Genomic DNA, 16,007 nt, shown 5'->3' with positions numbered 1-16,007 from the left:
GCATGGACACCGACAATAATGAGCAGTGGAGCCAGAAAGTGTTAGGACAAGCCAAAGAGCTGGTGCAATTGCTGGAGTCGGGCCAACACGATGCCGCCCAGTCATTGCTCGACCAGATGCGCGGTGAACGGGACGTCAATCTGTTTTCGGAAATCGGCAAGCTGACCCGGCAATTGCACGAAGCGCTGATCAGCTTTCAGCTCGACAACAAGATCACCAGTTTTGCCGCTCACGACATCCCGGATGCCCGTGAGCGGCTCAACTATGTGATCACGATGACCGAGCAGGCGGCCAACCGCACCATGGATGGCCTCGAGCGTTGCATGCCGCTGGTGACTCAGCTCAATCATCAAGCCAGCGAATTTCGCGGCAAGATGCAGAAGCTGCTGCGCCGGGAAATGCAGCCCGGTGAATTCCGCATTCTGTGTGACGATCTGGTCGCGCATTTCGAAGGCACGGAAAAGCAGTTAAGCGATGTCCAGCACACGCTCAATGACGTGATGCTGGCGCAGGATTATCAGGATCTGACCGGACAGGTGATCCGGCGCGTGATCAGTCTGGTGCACGACGTCGAAGGCAGTCTGGTCGAGTTGGTCAAGATGTTCGGCAGCATGACCGAAATGGCGTCAGCGGCGAGCGAACCCGGTAAACCGGAAGTGACCAAGGGTGTGGAAGGCCCGATCATAGACAAAACGCGCCAGGATGCTGTGCATGGGCAAGACGATGTCGATGCCCTGTTATCCAGTCTGGGCTTTTAACCTGGAAACGGCGATTGGCGCTCAAAGTGATTGTTAGATGTGCGTCTGACTTTCTGAGTCACGACGATTGCAAATAAGTTTGGAGAGTTGGTCGGTCGCTACACAATGCATAGCGCCTTCCGGACTTGGTGATACAGCGTTGCGGCTTTTTTTGCAAAAGAGTCGCCTCACGAGGAATTCAACCTCGTTGCGGCTTTCGCTTTGTCTCACCGGCGCCGGAAAGCACTCTGCATAGTGTCCAACCACCATTTCCAGGTTACAGGCGGAACACGATGGCCCTTGATGCTGATGAGGAAATTCTCCAGGACTTTCTGGTCGAGGCCGGCGAGATTCTGGAGCTGTTGTCGGAGCAATTGGTCAAGCTGGAGCGCAGTCCGGATGATCTGCCGTTGCTCAATGCGATCTTCCGCGGCTTTCATACGGTCAAAGGTGGCGCCGGGTTTCTGAAACTGACCGCGCTGGTCGAAGTGTGCCACCTCGGCGAAAACATTTTTGACAAGCTACGTAATCAAGAGCTGCGCGCCAACGCCCAGATCATGGACCAGGTGCTGCAGGTACTGGACGTGGTCAACCGCATGTTTGATGAAGTGCGCGGCGGCAATGAACCGGTTCCTGCGGATCCGGCTTTTCTCGAAGCGCTGCACGCCTGTGCCGAAGGCAAAATGACGGCCGAAGCGGCACCGGTCGCGGCGGCTGAGCCTGCACCGGCACCTGCGCCGGTAGCGGCATCAGCTCCGGCACCCGCTGCGGCGGCCAAACCGGCGGCAAGCGGTGACATTACCGACGCCGAATTTGAAAGCCTGCTGGACGAGTTGCAGGGCAGCAAAGCCGCGGCACCGGCAAGCAAGCCGGCGGCAACGGCGCCGGCTGCAAGTGCCGGTTCTGGCGATATTTCGGATCAGGAATTCGACGCGCTGCTCGATTCGCTGCACGGCAAAGGCAAAGCGCCGGTGGTCGCGGCGACAGCGACGCCAGCAACTACATCCGCAACAACATCCGCCGCAAAACCGGCTGCCGGCGGCGACACGATTTCGGACGACGAATTCGACAAGCTGCTTGATCAGCTAGATGCGCAGAAAAAATCTGGCGCGGCACCCGCGGCCCCCGCAGCAAAGCCGGCCGCACCGGCTGCCAAAGCGGCAGACAAACCCGCCAAGGCGAGCGCCGCGAAATCGGCGGATGCTGGCAAGGCCGCTGGCAAAGCCGGCGAGACCATTTCCGATAACGAATTTGATGATTTGCTGGATCAGCTGCACGGCAAAGGCAAAGCGCCGACACCAGTCGCACCCGCTGCGCGGGCACCTGCAGCAACACCAGCTCCGGCACCTGCCGCCGCAGCGGCAACACCCGCCGCTGCCACAGCAACGGCTGCTGCCGGTGCCGCTCCGGCGGCAGCTGGCGAAGCCATGGCGCAAGCGGAGACGACCGTCCGGGTCGATACCAAGCGCCTTGATGACATCATGAATCTGGTCGGCGAGCTTGTGCTGGTGCGCAACCGGTTGCTGACGTTGGCCAATGCGGTTGGCAACGAGGATTTGGGCAAGGCGGTGCAGAATCTGGATGTTGTCACCTCCGATCTGCAAGGCGCCGTGATGCAGACCCGGATGCAGCCGATCAAGAAAGTGTTCGGCCGGTTCCCGCGGGTCGTGCGCGATCTGGCGCGCAGCCTCAAGAAAGAAATCAATCTGGAGTTGATCGGCGAAGAAACCGATCTCGACAAGAACATGGTCGAGGCGCTGGCCGATCCGCTGGTCCACCTGGTTCGCAACGCGGTGGATCACGGCATTGAAATGCCGGATGAGCGCGAAAAATCCGGCAAGGATCGCACCGGCAAGATCATTTTGTCCGCAGCGCAGGAAGGTGATCACATCCTGCTCGAGATCCGCGATGACGGCAAAGGCATGGACCCGGCAATGCTGCGTCGGAAAGCGGTGGAAAAGGGCTTGATGGATCAAGATCAGGCCGAGCGCTTGAGTGATGTCGAAGCGTTCAATCTGATTTTCATGGCGGGCTTTTCCACCAAAGCCGAGGTCTCGGAAATATCCGGTCGCGGTGTCGGCATGGATGTGGTGAAAACCCGCATCTCACAACTCAATGGTTCGGTGTCGGTGTTGTCGGAAGTCGGCAAGGGCAGTCTGATTCAAGTCAAGCTGCCACTGACGCTGGCGATTCTGCCGACCCTGATGGTCAGCGTGCACAAGCAGGTGTTTGCTTTGCCGCTGGCCAGCGTCAACGAAATTTTCCATCTCGATCTGACCAAGACCAACGTGGTTGATGGCCAGTTGACCCTCGTGGTGCGTGGCAAGGCATTGCCCTTGTTCCATCTGGAAGAGTGGCTGGTGCGCGGCGCCGTGCGCAACACCAAACGTCGCGAAGGTTTTGTCGTCATTGCCCAGATCGGTTCGCAGCGCGTCGGGTTTGTTGTTGATGCCTTGATTGGCCAGCAGGAGGTGGTGATCAAACCCTTGGGCAAATCCCTGCAGGGTACGCCGGGCATGGCCGGTGCGACGATTACCTCGGATGGTGGCATCGCCCTGATTCTGGATATGCCGGCATTGCTCAAACAATACGCGCGCCGCAGTGCGGCGTGAGGCGCGCTCATTATGGCTGTGCGGGTACTGGTAGTTGATGACTCCAATTTTTTCTGCCGGCGGGTCGTCGAGATTCTGAAATCGGATCCGGGCATCCAGGTCGTCGGGGTGGCCAACAATGGTCTCGAAGCGGTAAAGAAATCCGCTGAACTGAAGCCCGATGTCATCACCATGGATGTCGAGATGCCGGTCATGGATGGCATCACCGCGACCAAACAGATCGTTGCCCAGCAATCGGTCGCCGTGTTGATGCTGTCATCGCTGACCTATGAAGGCGCCCGCATGACGCTGGATGCGATGTCAGCCGGCGCCGTCGATTTTCTGCTGAAAAGTTACGAAGACGTTCAGGGCAATCAGTCCAATACCGCCAATCTGCTGCGCGAAAAAGTCAAAGCCATTGGCCTGCAACAGCAGCGCCGCAGCGGTGGCGCGTTTCGCACGGCTGCGCCGGCTCCGGCGGCGACTTCCAGTTCATCAACGCCTGGTTCATCAACCTCCAGTTCTCCGGCGCCGGTTGCCGAGTTGCGGCGGCCAGCCACGGCGCCAACGGGTGCTGGCAGTGCGCCAGCACCGGCAGCACGGTCCACACCAGCAGCCGACAGCGCTCGGCCTGAGCCGGCGAAACAAACACTGCGTCGCGGCAACACCAAACTGGTAGCGATCGGTTCTTCCACCGGCGGTCCCGTTGCCTTGCAGCAGGTGCTGACGCCACTGCCACAAAATTTTCCGGTGCCGATTGTCATTGCCCAGCATATGCCGGGCACGTTCACGCCAGCCTTTGCCCAGCGACTCGATGGTTTGTGCAATGTCCGGGTCAAGGAAGCCGCCGATGGCGATGTCCTGCAAGCCGGTCATGTTTATCTGGCGCCGGGTGGCAAACAAATGACGCTGGAAGGACAAGGCGGGCAGCTACGGGTGCGCATTCGGGAAACCGACGCCCGGCTGCAGTACGCGCCTTGCGTTGATGTGCTGTTTGGTTCGGCGGCCAATTTGCTCGGTGGCAATGTGGTGGCGGTCGTGCTGACCGGCATGGGTGCGGACGGTCGTGAAGGTTCGCGCTTGTTGCGTGACAAAGGCAGCACGATTTGGTCGCAGGACGAAGCGAGCTGCGTCGTTTACGGCATGCCGCAAGCGGTTGCTGCGGCCGGCATCAGTCATCAGGTGGTCGCGCTGACCGAAATCGGACGTCGGCTGGCGGCGGAGATCTGAACGGTGGATTCTCTGGCACTGATAGGTTTCCTGCTTGGACTGATCGCGGTGCTGGTCGGTCAGCTGCTGGAAGGCGGTCAGCTGGGCGCGCTGATGAACGGTCCGGCGCTGCTGATCGTGATCGGCGGCACGCTCGGCGCCACGCTGTTGCAAACGCCACTGAAAACCTTTTTGCACGCGTTCAAAATGCTGCGCTGGGTGATCCGGCCGCCAGTGTTGCCGTTTGCCGATGGTTTGCGCCGCCTGGTCAACTGGAGTGCGACGGCGCGCAAGGAAGGTTTGCTCGGACTTGAGCAACTGGTGGATCGCGAAGACGATATTTTTGCCCGCAAAGGGCTGGCCATGTTGGTGGACGGCGGCGAGCCGGAAAGCATCCGCGGCGCCATGCTGACCGATCTGGAATTGCAAGAGCAGCGGCAACTGCAATCGGCGCGGGTGTTCGAAGCGATGGGCGGTTACTGTCCGACGCTCGGCATCGTTGGCGCGGTCATGGGGCTGATTCAGGTGATGGGCAACTTGAGTGACCCGTCGCGGCTCGGCAGCGGCATTGCCGTGGCGTTTGTTGCCACTGTCTACGGGGTCGGTTTTGCCAACCTGCTGTTTCTGCCGGTAGCCAACAAGCTGCGGGCACTGGTGCTGGCGCAAAGCCAGTACCGGGAAATGTTGATCGAAGGCATTGTCGCGATCGCGGAAGGGGAGAACCCGCGCGTCATCGAGAACAAGCTGGCCGGTTTCGTCAATCCGCCGTGATGTTTACCCCGCGCCCTGATACGAGCTCGTCATGATCCGCCGTCGCCGTTACGAAGAAGGCGAAAACACCCATCGCTGGCTGGTTTCCTACGCCGATTTCATCACCTTGTTGTTCGCGTTCTTTGTCGTGATGTATTCCATTTCGCAGGTCAATGAAGGCAAGTACCGGGTCTTGTCGGATTCCTTGCTGTCGGCGTTTGAAAGTACCCCCACCAACACCGCTGAGCCTGCCGAGCAGGCGAGCCAATCGGCCACACCAACCGGCGAGGGTTTGCTGGAAGGCCAACCGGAAGCGGTGCCGGTCACGGCGCCAAAAGACGAGCAGGCGGCGCAGGAAGACCTCAGCTTGCCGGCCGCCAATGCGCCGAACGAGCAACAGAAGCGCGAATTTTCCCAGCTGTACGGTGAGCTGGAGCAATCGCTGCAGCCGCTGATCGATGCCGGCATGGTGGCGCTGCGCGGCAATCAGGACTGGATTGAAGTGGATATGCGTTCCGGCTTGCTGTTCGAAAGTGGCAGCGACGTGCTCGGCAAAGCCGCTGACCCCATCATGACCGAGCTGGCAGAAAAGCTGCGTGACAGTCGCAATCTGATGCGCATCCGCGGCTACACCGACAATCAGGCCATTGAGACCGAGCGGTTTCCGTCAAACTGGGAATTGGCATCGGCCCGTGCAGTCGCGGTGGTACGGAAGCTGCAAAGCTTTGGTATCCCGCCGGCACGGATGGCGGTCGAGGGTTTTGGCGAGTTCAACCCGATTGCCAGCAACAACACGGCAGAAGGGCGGGCGCGCAACCGGCGCGTGGTGTTGGCGATTTCGCGGCTGCATGAACCGGACAAACACCGCGACGAGAGCAGCGGCAAGGGCGCGCCGGCAGCAGGCGGCGAACGTTTGCCGGCCGATCCGGCGAGCAGGTCGGAGTCGGCGACGTCAACGTCAACGCCGGCTACGACATCGACGACGAGTCCGGTGACAAATGCGGCAACCGCTACCGAAGCGGAGCCAACGGAAGCGCTGGATGTGGTGCGCTTGCCGAACGGAGGTTTGCTGATACGCGGCAAGGAGCGCAACGAACCTGCAGCGGTGCCGGAGCAGCAATCGGCACCGCCGAAACCCAAGCCATAAATGGCGCGGGATGCGATTGAATGATGACGGGAGTGGGCTGTGCGGATTTGGGCGGTAGCCAACCAGAAAGGCGGCGTCGGCAAGACCACGACTTCGGTGTCGTTGGGTGGTCTGTTGGCGAGCAAAGGCGCGCGCGTGCTGCTGCTCGATCTGGATCCGCATGCCTCGCTGACGGCGTATTTTGGCGCCAATCCGGAAGGCGATGACCCCGGCATTTTTGATCTGTTCACCGAACACCGCTCGCTCAGCCGTGAACGGATTCTGCAATGCGTGAAAGACACCGGTCAGCCGGGCCTGCAATTCATTCCGGGTCAGGTTGCCATGGCGACGCTGGAAAAACTGCTCGCCGGCCAGGATGGTCAGGGCCTCATCATCACCCGCATGCTGGCGATGGTGCAGGCCGATTATGACAACGTATTGATCGATTGCCCGCCGGTGCTCGGCGTCTTGATGGTCAATGCGCTGGCGGCCTGCGATTACCTGTTGATGCCGGTGCAAACCGAATTTCTGGCGCTGCAGGGACTGGAGCGCATGCTGCGCACGCTGCAGATGATCGAGCGTTCGCGCAAACTGCCGATTCCGTATCGCATCATTCCGACCATGTTTGATCGGCGCACCCGCGCCGCCGTGCAATGCCTGCGGCAACTGCGTGATGGCCACGGTGACAAGGTCTGGCGTGGCGTGGTGCCGGTCGATACCCGTTTGCGCGAAGCCAGCCGCTCGCATCTGCCGCCGAATGTGTTCGCGCCGGAGTCGCGTGCGGTGGAAGCCTATGCGCAGCTGATGCGCGACATCATTCAAATCCAACGGATATCGCAAGCGCCGCCGGTCAGTCAGGCGGCGTCATGAGCAAACACCGCGCTGAACAGGCTCTGGCCGATTATCTCGATCGGCTGCTGGCGCCGATGCCGTTGCCTTTGGCCTCGCCGGCGGCCTCGCTGCTACCGCATGCCGAGCCGGTGGCTGAACCCGTAATCCTGCCGGCGGCCCGGCAGCGCTTGCAGCAGTTGCTGGACCAGGTCTCGGAAAAGCCAGTGGCCGTCGTGGCGGCGCCAATCGCGGCGCCAGTTGCGGCTCCGGTCGTTGCTCCGATAGCAGCTCAGGTAGCCGCTCCGATCACAAAAACGGTCACCGCACCGGTTAGCAAACCGGCGGTTGAAGCTGTCAGCAGCCAGCCCGAGCCGATTCCGCATCCGGTCTCGGCAGTCGCCAGCGCCGTCGCCGAGGCCGCGACGGCCATTTATACCAACCAGCAGTATCGAACCGACTTGCCGGCGAGTTTCCCGACTCTGGTGTTCCGGGTCGATGAGTTGCGGCTGGCCATGCCGCTGCATCTGCTCGGTGGCATTCAGCGCCGGGACAAGCCACTGACGCCGCTGGTCGGGCGGGCCGACTGGTTTCTCGGCCTGTTGCCGCATGAGCCGGAGAACATCAACGTCGTCGATACCGGGCGCTATCTGCTCGGTGACAAGTACCGGCCGGAACTGGTCGACGGTTACCGCTATGTGATCCGGATAGGGGACAGCCCATGGGGCTTGGCCTGCACCGATCTCTGTGCGACGCGCAGTCTGAGCCAGGACGATGTCAGCTGGTATGACAGCAATCCACGGCGGCCGTGGCTGGCGGGAATCATCAAGGAGGACCGCTGCGCCCTGATCAATACCCGGGCGCTGGTTGATGCATTTGAGCAGCTGGGCCGGCATGCGGCCTGAGCGCCCCGTTTGACAAAAGCAGGCTATGCTTGAGCCAGTACTGGCACGCTGGCTGTTCTTACTGGCGTCAGCCGATGGCTGATTCTGGTTTTGCTACCGGGGCCAGCTCGACTGAAAACGGAGCCAATGCAAACACATTGGCGGTAAACAGATTGGCGACAAACCGATTTGCAACAAACAGACTTGCAGCAAACAGACCGACTGAAAACAGACTTGAAAGGTGTACCCATGAACAATGAGAGTTCCCGTCTGGCCAAGGCAACCGGCTCGGTAAAGGAAGATCCGGTGCTGCAGTGGGTGACGTTCCGGCTTGGCAACGAGACCTACGGCATCAACGTGATGCAAGTCCAGGAAGTGCTGCGCTATACCGATATCGCACCGGTACCGGGCGCGCCAATTTATGTGCTCGGCATCATCAATCTGCGCGGCAACGTGGTGACCGTCATTGACACCTGCCAGCGCTTTGGTTTGCAGCCGATTGATGTCACCGATAACACCCGCATCGTGATCATCGAGGCCGACAGTCAGGTCATCGGCATTCTGGTCGACAGTGTTGCCGAAGTGGTTTATCTGCGCAGCTCGGAAATCGAGTCGGCGCCGAATGTCGGTAATGATGAAAGCGCAAAATTTATTCAGGGCGTCGCCAATCGCAATGGCGAGTTGCTGATTCTGGTTGATCTGAACAAATTGCTCAGCGACAGCGAATGGGCTGATCTGAGCTTTGCTCATTGAGAACGCGAACATGAATGTGCTGCAGTATGTGGCGTTTCTGAGCAGCGGTCTGGCACTGATTTTTGCCAGCCTGTGCCTGCTGCTGTGGCGCCGGGTCAAGCACACCGAGCAAATCGTTCAGGAATTGCGCAGCCAGCACCAGCAGTTGGCCGAAACGGCCAAGATCGTCGGCCGCAAGTTGGTGCAGTTGCAAAGCGACTTGCAGGGAGTTGCCCAGAAACTGCAAACCGAGCAGGCCGCACCGAGCAACAGCAATCACAAAGCCTATGGTCAGGCTGCCCGTTTGTTGCAGCAGGGCATGAGTCCAGAAGAAGTTATGCAGAAATGCAGCCTGAGCCGGGGCGAGGCAGAATTGCTGGCGGTGATGACGCGAGCCGCCAGCGGCGATTGACTGGCGCTCACGTTGACGGCTGGGCTGTCACCGTTTTTGTTGTGTGCTTGGTCGCTCTTTCGCTCTCGCTTCCTTCTTTACTCTTGCTGTACTCCTCGTATCGAATTGGTCGCCGGATTGCTTGATCGCAGTCAATACCCCGTCAGCTTGAAACGCCAACCATGTTTGTCAGTCGGCAGCGGAGTGCTGTATCAAGGCGTGGCGATTAATCAGGATGGTGCGGCAGCGTGAAAACCAAGACCAACGTCAATGAGCTGTTTGTTAAACGAATGGGTATCGATACCCATCGGCAGGCCATTGCCTTCATGCCGCGTGATTGTCATGCCTGCCGCTCGGAAGGTTTCAATGCCTTGTCTCGGGTGCGGCTGGTCACCAAGCAAGCCAGTGTCATCGCCACACTCGACATAGTCGACAGCGACATCGTGCCGGCGGGTTACGTCGGTCTGTCGGAATCGGCTTGGCAACAACTGAAAGTCAAAGCCGGTGATGTGGTGCGTGTTTCCCATGCGCCGCATGTCGATTCGCTTCGCTACATTCGCAGCAAACTGTTCGGCAATGAAATTGATCAGGCCGGCTTCAATGCGATTCTGGCGGATATCGTGCGTGGCCATTACAGCGACGTGTTACTGACCGCGTTCGTCACCAGCTGCGCCGGCGAACACATGAACCGGAACGAAGTGATCGCACTGACCCGGGCCATGGTCGAAGCCGGGCAGCGGCTGACCTGGCCACAAGCCTTGGTCGTCGACAAACACTGCGTCGGTGGCCTGCCGGGCAATCGCACCACGCCGATTGTGGTTGCCATCGCGGCGGCAAACGGTTTGTGCATTCCAAAAACTTCTTCGCGCGCGATCACCTCACCGGCCGGCACGGCCGATACCATGGCGACACTGACCACGGTCGAGCTTGATCTGGCCAAGATGCGCGAGGTGGTCAGCAAGGAAGGTGGCTGTCTGGCGTGGGGCGGCGCGGTCAATCTGAGCCCAGCCGATGACATGCTGATCCGGATTGAGCGGGCCTTGGAAATCGACAGCGAAGGTCAGTTGGTCGCATCGGTGTTGTCAAAAAAAATCGCTGCAGGTGCCAGTCATGTGTTGATTGATATTCCAGTCGGGCCAACGGCAAAAGTGCGCACGGCGCCAGCGGCAGCCCGGCTTGCCGCGGAGCTTGTGAACGTTGGTGCTGCGCTGGGTTTGCAGGTGAAAGCGCATATCTCCGATGGCAGCCAGCCGGTTGGCCGCGGTATTGGCCCGGCGCTGGAAGCGTTTGATCTGCTGGCGGTGCTGCAGAATCAAGCCAATGCACCGGCAGACTTGCGGGCCCGCGCCATCGAACTGGCCGCGAAAGTGCTGGAGCTCGGTGGCGTCGCCGCTGAAGGTCAAGGCCTGGTGTTGGCCGAACAGACGTTGGCGAGCGGTGCTGCGTGGCAGAAATTTCAGGCGATTTGTCAGGCGCAAGGCGGTTTGCGCGAACCACCGTTTGCCGAGTTTCAGCAGGACATCATTGCCAGCCACGATGGTATCGTCAGCCACATTGATAACCGGGTCTTGTCTCGTCTGGCGAAACTTGCCGGCGCACCGGGGGCACCAGCGGCCGGCCTGACGTTGTGGTGCCGACTGGGCGATCGGATCAGCAAAGGTGATCGGCTGCTCACGGTCAACGCCGAATCTCCGGGCGAGCTGGCGTATGCGCTCGATTACCAGCAATTGCATCCTGATGTGATCGCGCTGAGCGAGGAGGGCGCATGAGCCAGAACCGATTGCTGTTCACGCTGGATGGCAACGCTTCATTGCAGCAAGCCTTGCAGCAGCGTTTGTCCTTGCAGCGTGGTGACTGCGAAATCCGCCATTTTCCGGATGGCGAAAGCTATGTCCGGGTGCACAGTGATTGTCGTGACAGCGACGTGGCGATTCTCTGCAATTTGCACGATCCGGATCGCATTATTCTGCCGCTGCTGTTCCTGGTCGGCACGCTGCGCGAGCTCGGTGCGAAACGAGTGGGCCTGCTGGCGCCGTATCTGGCGTACATGCGGCAGGATGCCCGCTTCAATCCGGGCGAGGCGATCAGCAGTCGTCATTTCGCGGCACTGCTTTCAGGGCAAGTTGATTGGCTGGTCACGGTCGATCCGCATCTGCACCGGTTCAACACCTTGAGCCAGCTCTACACCATTCCGTCGCAGGTTGTCTACGCGGCGCCCTTGGTAGCCGAGTTCATTCGTCAGCAGATTCATACGCCGCTGCTGATTGGTCCGGATCAGGAAAGTGAGCAGTGGGTTGCCGCCATTGCCGCCGACGTCGGATGCCCCTATCAGGTTCTGCAGAAAAAACGCCATGGTGATCGTGAGGTCGAGGTGTCGTTGCCACAAACCGAACACTTTCGCCAGCACACCCCGGTGCTGCTCGATGACATGGTTTCAACCGGCCACACCATGCTGGCCGCTATCGGTCATCTGAAAAAAATGCAGATGCAGGCGCCGGTTTGCGTTGCCACCCACGGCCTGTTTGTGGAAGAAGCCAGTCAGCGGCTGCTGGCTGCCGGTGCTGAGCGTGTGATCAGTTGCAACAGCGTGCCGCATGCCAGCAATGCCATTGATTTGAGCCCGGTGCTGGTGCCGGCGGTGCAATCGTTCTTGTCGATGTAGACGGGTGCCGATGTAGACAGTTGTCGATGTAAACAGGCGTCGGCGTAATCGAGTGTCGCGTTGACGCCTGCCGTTACTGGCAAGCGCACAGTTCGGTAAACCAGCCGGGCAGTAAATGAACCAGAAATGGAAAAGCCCGGACCGCGATGGGCGGTCCGGGCTTTTTCTTTCGCAACGATTAGCTGTTGGCAGTCACGACCGGAAAGTCGATGCTGGTGTGGGCGACGTTGTTGATGTAGTTGGTCAGAATGTTCAGCGACACATTCAGCACCATCTCGACCACTTCGGCTTCGCTGTAACCGGCATTGCGGACGTCTTGCACAGCGCTGTCGCTGACCCGGCCACGTTGCTCGACAACGGCGCGGGCAAAGCGCAGCGCGGCCGTGGTTTTGGCATCGCTCGACTCGGCCATGCGGGCCGCCTTGATTTCTTCAGCGGACAGTTTGGCGATGTTGCTGCCGATGTAGGTGTGCGCCGACAGGCAGTAATCGCAGCCATTCAGCTGGGCGACGGTCAGGGCGATGCGCTCACGCAGTGCCACCGGCAGAATGCCTTTGCCCAGCGCGCCATTGAGTGACAGATAGCCTTCCAGCGCGGCCGGGCTGTGGCCGACGGTGCGCATCAGGTTCGGGGTCATGCCGAGTTGGGCTTTGACCGCTGCAAACAGGGCTTGTTGGGCGGCATTGGCTTGGGCATCGGTAACGGCAGTAATACGGGTCATGTTGCTCTCCAGAATGGTGTGCCAGGCGTTTTCGCGACACCCGGCTGGCACGAGGTGGAGTGGATGTCTGCGATGGACGGCACTCTAGAGCACTGCAGAAATCAGCAGAATCCGTGCAAAACGCAATTTTCTATTTCGAATAGTGAAATGCGGCGTCACCGAGAGCCGGAGCCATGCCGCCAGCAAATCCCGAGCTAGCGGACCTCAGCCCATCCGCCTATAGCGTCAATTGCCGGAGTTGCTGGCTGGCGAATTCGACGAAGCTGCGGACCCGGGCCGCGGCACGCCGGCCTTCGCGATACACCACATGCACCGGCAGCGAGGCCGGAGCAAAGTCGGCGAGCACCAGCTGCAATTGCCCGGTGGCGACCCGGTCGCGCACTTGATACGACATCAGCCGGGTGAGGCCGGCATCGAGCAGACAGGCATTGAGTGCCGCGGTGTTGGTTGAGGTGCTCAGCGCCGCCGTCACTGGCACAGCAAACGATTCACCTGTCTGCTGAAATTGCCATTCATGACTGCGGCTGTCGGCGGTGGAGACAATCAGTTTGTGCTGATGCAAGTCGTCGGGATGGGCTGGAACACCGAAGCGTTTCAGGTAGGCCGGTGTGGCACAGACGACTCGCTGAATGCTGCCGACCTTCACGGCAATGAGCGAGGAGTCCGGCAACTCGCCCATCAGCAAAGCAACGTCAATGCCTTCTTCCTGCAAGTTGGGAAACCGGTCAAGAAAATGCGCGCGAATGTGCACGGCAGGATAGGCATCGAGGTAGGCGAGCAGAATGGGCGTCAACACGTCCTGACCAAAAAGCAGCGGTGTCGATACGTTGAGCACGCCAGCCGGCGTTGCGTGCCTGCCGGCAGCTGAGGCCTCGGCTTCCTGCACTTCCTGAAGGATGCGTTTGCAATCGGTCAGATAGCGTGTGCCGGCTGCGGTGAGCTGCACGCCACGCGTGCTGCGTTCGAGCAAAGCCACACCCAGACGTTGTTCCAGACCGGCAATGGCGCGGGTAACCGTAGGCGCCGATTGATTCAACTGCCGCGCGGCCGCGGCCAGGCTGTGGCTGTCCGCCACCGCGGCAAATATGCTCATTTCACTGAAATGATCCACGCTGCTTGCTCCCCGAAACGCGCCGGTTTCGTTTCAATTCAACGCCGGGTTGGCGCGCAGACGGTCGACGCAATAATCGACAAATCTACGCAACTTTGCCGAGCCACGGCGTGCTTCCGGATAGACCACGTGCACCGGCGCCGGCGGCAGTTCGAATTCGGATAACACGGTCTTCAACACGTTGGTCGCCAGCTCGTTGGCAATCTGATAACTGATCACCCGCGTGATGCCCCAGCCGGCACACGCCGCGCGAATGGCAGCGCGATTTGAATTCACTTGCAGAGCACTTTGCACCGGCACGGTGAAGCGCTTGCCCTGATCCTGAAATTGCCAATCGCCGACACTGCTGGCATCTACCAAGCGAAAATCCTTCAGCGCATCGGGGTGAGCGGGAATGCCATGTTGTTCCAGCAATGCGGGCGACGCGCAGACCACGCGGCGCACATGCCCGACCGGAATGGCGAGTAGCGCCGGATCGGTGACCGGCGCAATGCGAATGGCCACATCCATGCCTTCATCGATCATGTTGACCACCCGATCCAGCAGCTGAAGCCGAATTCGCATCTGCGCGTGGTCCGCCAGAAACGCGACCACAATCGGGGTAATGATCATTTCGCCGAACAGGACGGGCGCGGTCACCGTCAGGTTGCCGCGTGGCACGGCGTCTTCACCGGCAGCGGCATCACCGGCTTCGGCAATTTCAGCGAGGATGCGGCGGCAATCGGCAAAGAAATGTTGGCCGGATTCGGTCAGGCGCACGCTGCGGGTATTGCGGGTGAACAACAGCGTCCCGATCCGGCTCTCCAGACTGGCGACGGCCCGGGTGACGCTCGGCGGCGACAGGTTCAGCCGCCGGGCAGCCGCAGCAAAGCCCTGGCTTTCGGCGACCGCGACAAAAATCGCCATGTCTTCAAATCGATCCATCGTTTCCTGCCTTTTCTGCGGGAAAACCCTAGCCAAGCGGTCTGTACAGGTGACCGGGATGCTCTGGAATTTTGGCATCGCATTGCAAAAAATGAAATAGACACTTGCAAATTGGCCAGATTCAACTGACCTCAGGCAAGACCTAGAGTGCTCCCCGTCGGTGCCGCTCAGCAGTGATGCGGCCCGGAATCCGACGCCACCGGCGTCAGTCCCTGCTGTCTACACGACTGGAGTTTTCACATGTTTAACACGATCAAAAAAACCGGCCTGGCGGCCTTTTTGGCACTGGCTGTTGTTGCCATGGGCTCGGGCCTCGTTGCTTCGGCAGCCTATGCGCTGGATGAGACATCAACCGCATCGGTCAATGTCGAGCAAGGCAATGTCATTCTGAAAGGCTACGACGCCGTTGCCTATTTCACCCAGAACGCCGCTGTCAAAGGCGACAAGAAATTTGCCGTGAGCCATGACGGCGCGACCTATTACTTCGCATCGGCGGCCAACATGAAGCTGTTCGCTGCCAACCCGGGCAAGTACGCACCGCAATACGGTGGCTTCTGCGCAATGGGCGTCGCCTTGGGCAAGAAACTGGATGTCGACCCGAGCCAATTCATTGTTCACAACAACAAGCTGTATCTGAACGTGAACGCGGATGTGTTCAAAGTGTTCACCAAGGATGTCGACGGCAATGTTGCCAAAGCAGAAACCAATTGGCCGAGCCTGAAAGACAAGGCCCCGAACACGCTGTAATCGCTTCATCAGTCCAGAAGGTTCAGCGGCGTTTTATCTCTGACGCCGCTGAACGCCTGGCTGTGTAAATAGCGAGTGGCGTTTTGCCAACAACTGCGCCGAAACCGCGGGTCCGCCAGGGATTGTTTTTGACTTTGGCAGGATGCAGTCGCAACGAATTGAAACGCGTGCGATCGATAACGGCTATTGGTGCGGCGGGTGATGGCGTATCGCAACAGGAGAGCAAACGTGGATCGTCGAACATTTAATGCAGCGCTGGCGTTGTCGCTGGCCAGTGCTCTGGCGTCAGCCAGTGTCAGTCTTCAGGCCGATGACACCGTGCCGACCCATGCTGGCAAGGAAAAATGCTTTGGGGTGTCGCGCGCCGGTGAAAATGATTGCGCCGCCGGTCCCGGCACCTCGTGTGCTGGCACGTCGAAGCAGGACTATCAGGGCAATGCCTGGAAGCTGGTGCCGAAAGGTAGCTGTATCACCATCGATACGCCGTATGGCAAAGGTTCGCTGACGCCTATCAAGCGTCCGTGACCAAACGCTGCACCGGCCGAATGGCGTGTCCAGATCGGCCGGTGCAGCATCGCGTCGGTGTCGTCAAAA

Annotated in this window: 16 protein-coding genes; 13 read left to right on the top strand and 3 right to left on the bottom strand. The window is 59.8% G+C overall.

Features of this window, described 5'->3' with window-relative positions; all coding sequences use genetic code 11:
- The first annotated feature begins 2 nt into the window (after nucleotides 1-2).
- The 11 genes from HPT27_RS13375 (at nucleotide 3) to HPT27_RS13325 (ending at nucleotide 11,910) form a co-directional block, all read left to right on the top strand.
- Nucleotides 3-758: a protein phosphatase CheZ gene (locus HPT27_RS13375; protein WP_172244322.1), complete on the top strand. Its 756-nt coding sequence runs from the start codon at nucleotides 3-5 to the stop codon at nucleotides 756-758.
- A gap of 272 nt (nucleotides 759-1,030) precedes the next feature.
- Nucleotides 1,031-3,349, top strand: a complete 2,319-nt coding sequence (locus tag HPT27_RS13370; protein ID WP_172244320.1) for a chemotaxis protein CheA — start codon at nucleotides 1,031-1,033, stop codon at nucleotides 3,347-3,349.
- A 12-nt stretch (nucleotides 3,350-3,361) separates the two neighbouring features.
- Nucleotides 3,362-4,558 carry a protein-glutamate methylesterase/protein-glutamine glutaminase gene (locus tag HPT27_RS13365; protein WP_172244318.1) on the top strand — a complete coding sequence of 399 codons (1,197 nt, stop codon included), beginning with the start codon at nucleotides 3,362-3,364 and terminating at the stop codon, nucleotides 4,556-4,558.
- Nucleotides 4,559-4,561: 3 nt separating this feature from the next.
- Complete coding sequence (locus tag HPT27_RS13360; RefSeq protein WP_172244316.1) at nucleotides 4,562-5,308, top strand: flagellar motor protein; 747 nt, start codon at nucleotides 4,562-4,564, stop codon at nucleotides 5,306-5,308.
- A gap of 31 nt (nucleotides 5,309-5,339) precedes the next feature.
- Nucleotides 5,340-6,434 carry a flagellar motor protein MotD gene (motD, locus tag HPT27_RS13355; RefSeq protein WP_172244314.1) on the top strand — a complete coding sequence of 365 codons (1,095 nt, stop codon included), beginning with the start codon at nucleotides 5,340-5,342 and terminating at the stop codon, nucleotides 6,432-6,434.
- Nucleotides 6,435-6,473: 39 nt separating this feature from the next.
- The gene (locus tag HPT27_RS13350; RefSeq protein ID WP_172244312.1) at nucleotides 6,474-7,283 is read left to right on the top strand and encodes a ParA family protein; all 810 of its coding nucleotides are present in this window, start codon (nucleotides 6,474-6,476) and stop codon (nucleotides 7,281-7,283) included.
- Nucleotides 7,280-8,146 carry a chemotaxis protein CheW gene (locus HPT27_RS13345; RefSeq protein ID WP_172244310.1) on the top strand — a complete coding sequence of 289 codons (867 nt, stop codon included), beginning with the start codon at nucleotides 7,280-7,282 and terminating at the stop codon, nucleotides 8,144-8,146. The genes HPT27_RS13350 and HPT27_RS13345 overlap by 4 nt, the downstream gene beginning before the upstream one ends.
- Before the next feature lie 249 nt (nucleotides 8,147-8,395).
- Nucleotides 8,396-8,878, top strand: coding sequence for a chemotaxis protein CheW (locus tag HPT27_RS13340; RefSeq protein WP_172245372.1), 483 nt, complete (start codon nucleotides 8,396-8,398; stop codon nucleotides 8,876-8,878).
- 10 nt (nucleotides 8,879-8,888) lie between these two features.
- Nucleotides 8,889-9,269 carry a DUF2802 domain-containing protein gene (locus HPT27_RS13335; protein WP_172244308.1) on the top strand — a complete coding sequence of 127 codons (381 nt, stop codon included), beginning with the start codon at nucleotides 8,889-8,891 and terminating at the stop codon, nucleotides 9,267-9,269.
- Between the two features lie 227 nt (nucleotides 9,270-9,496).
- Nucleotides 9,497-11,017 carry a thymidine phosphorylase family protein gene (locus HPT27_RS13330; protein ID WP_328820698.1) on the top strand — a complete coding sequence of 507 codons (1,521 nt, stop codon included), beginning with the start codon at nucleotides 9,497-9,499 and terminating at the stop codon, nucleotides 11,015-11,017.
- Entirely contained in the window at nucleotides 11,014-11,910 is an 897-nt protein-coding gene (locus HPT27_RS13325) for a ribose-phosphate pyrophosphokinase (RefSeq protein WP_172244306.1), read from the top strand. The genes HPT27_RS13330 and HPT27_RS13325 overlap by 4 nt, the downstream gene beginning before the upstream one ends.
- A 178-nt stretch (nucleotides 11,911-12,088) precedes the next feature.
- Here the strand turns inward: HPT27_RS13325 and HPT27_RS13320 are convergent, their stop codons facing one another.
- The 3 genes from HPT27_RS13320 to HPT27_RS13310 all read right to left on the bottom strand — a co-directional run bounded on the left by HPT27_RS13320 (nucleotide 12,089) and on the right by HPT27_RS13310 (nucleotide 14,666).
- The gene (locus HPT27_RS13320; protein ID WP_172244304.1) at nucleotides 12,089-12,631 is read right to left on the bottom strand and encodes a carboxymuconolactone decarboxylase family protein; all 543 of its coding nucleotides are present in this window, start codon (nucleotides 12,629-12,631) and stop codon (nucleotides 12,089-12,091) included.
- Nucleotides 12,632-12,848: 217 nt separating this feature from the next.
- Nucleotides 12,849-13,742, bottom strand: coding sequence for a LysR family transcriptional regulator (locus HPT27_RS13315; protein ID WP_172244302.1), 894 nt, complete (start codon nucleotides 13,740-13,742; stop codon nucleotides 12,849-12,851).
- A 33-nt stretch (nucleotides 13,743-13,775) separates the two neighbouring features.
- Nucleotides 13,776-14,666 (bottom strand): LysR family transcriptional regulator, encoded by an 891-nt coding sequence (locus HPT27_RS13310; RefSeq protein WP_172244300.1) that lies wholly within the window; start codon nucleotides 14,664-14,666, stop codon nucleotides 13,776-13,778.
- 240 nt (nucleotides 14,667-14,906) lie between these two features.
- Here HPT27_RS13310 and HPT27_RS13305 point away from each other — a divergent pair, with 240 nt between their 5' ends.
- Together HPT27_RS13305 and HPT27_RS13300 are read left to right on the top strand one after the other, a co-directional pair.
- Nucleotides 14,907-15,413: a YHS domain-containing (seleno)protein gene (locus tag HPT27_RS13305; RefSeq protein ID WP_172244298.1), complete on the top strand. Its 507-nt coding sequence runs from the start codon at nucleotides 14,907-14,909 to the stop codon at nucleotides 15,411-15,413.
- Nucleotides 15,414-15,641: 228 nt separating this feature from the next.
- Entirely contained in the window at nucleotides 15,642-15,938 is a 297-nt protein-coding gene (locus HPT27_RS13300; RefSeq protein WP_328820697.1) for a BufA1 family periplasmic bufferin-type metallophore, read from the top strand.
- The last annotated feature ends 69 nt before the right edge of the window (nucleotides 15,939-16,007 follow it).

It is taken from the genome of Permianibacter fluminis, assembly GCF_013179735.1.
Lineage (GTDB): Bacteria > Pseudomonadota > Gammaproteobacteria > Enterobacterales > Permianibacteraceae > Permianibacter > Permianibacter fluminis.
The sequence above is the reverse complement of the archived record's forward strand: the minus strand, read 5'-3'. Positions and strand labels throughout refer to the sequence as shown.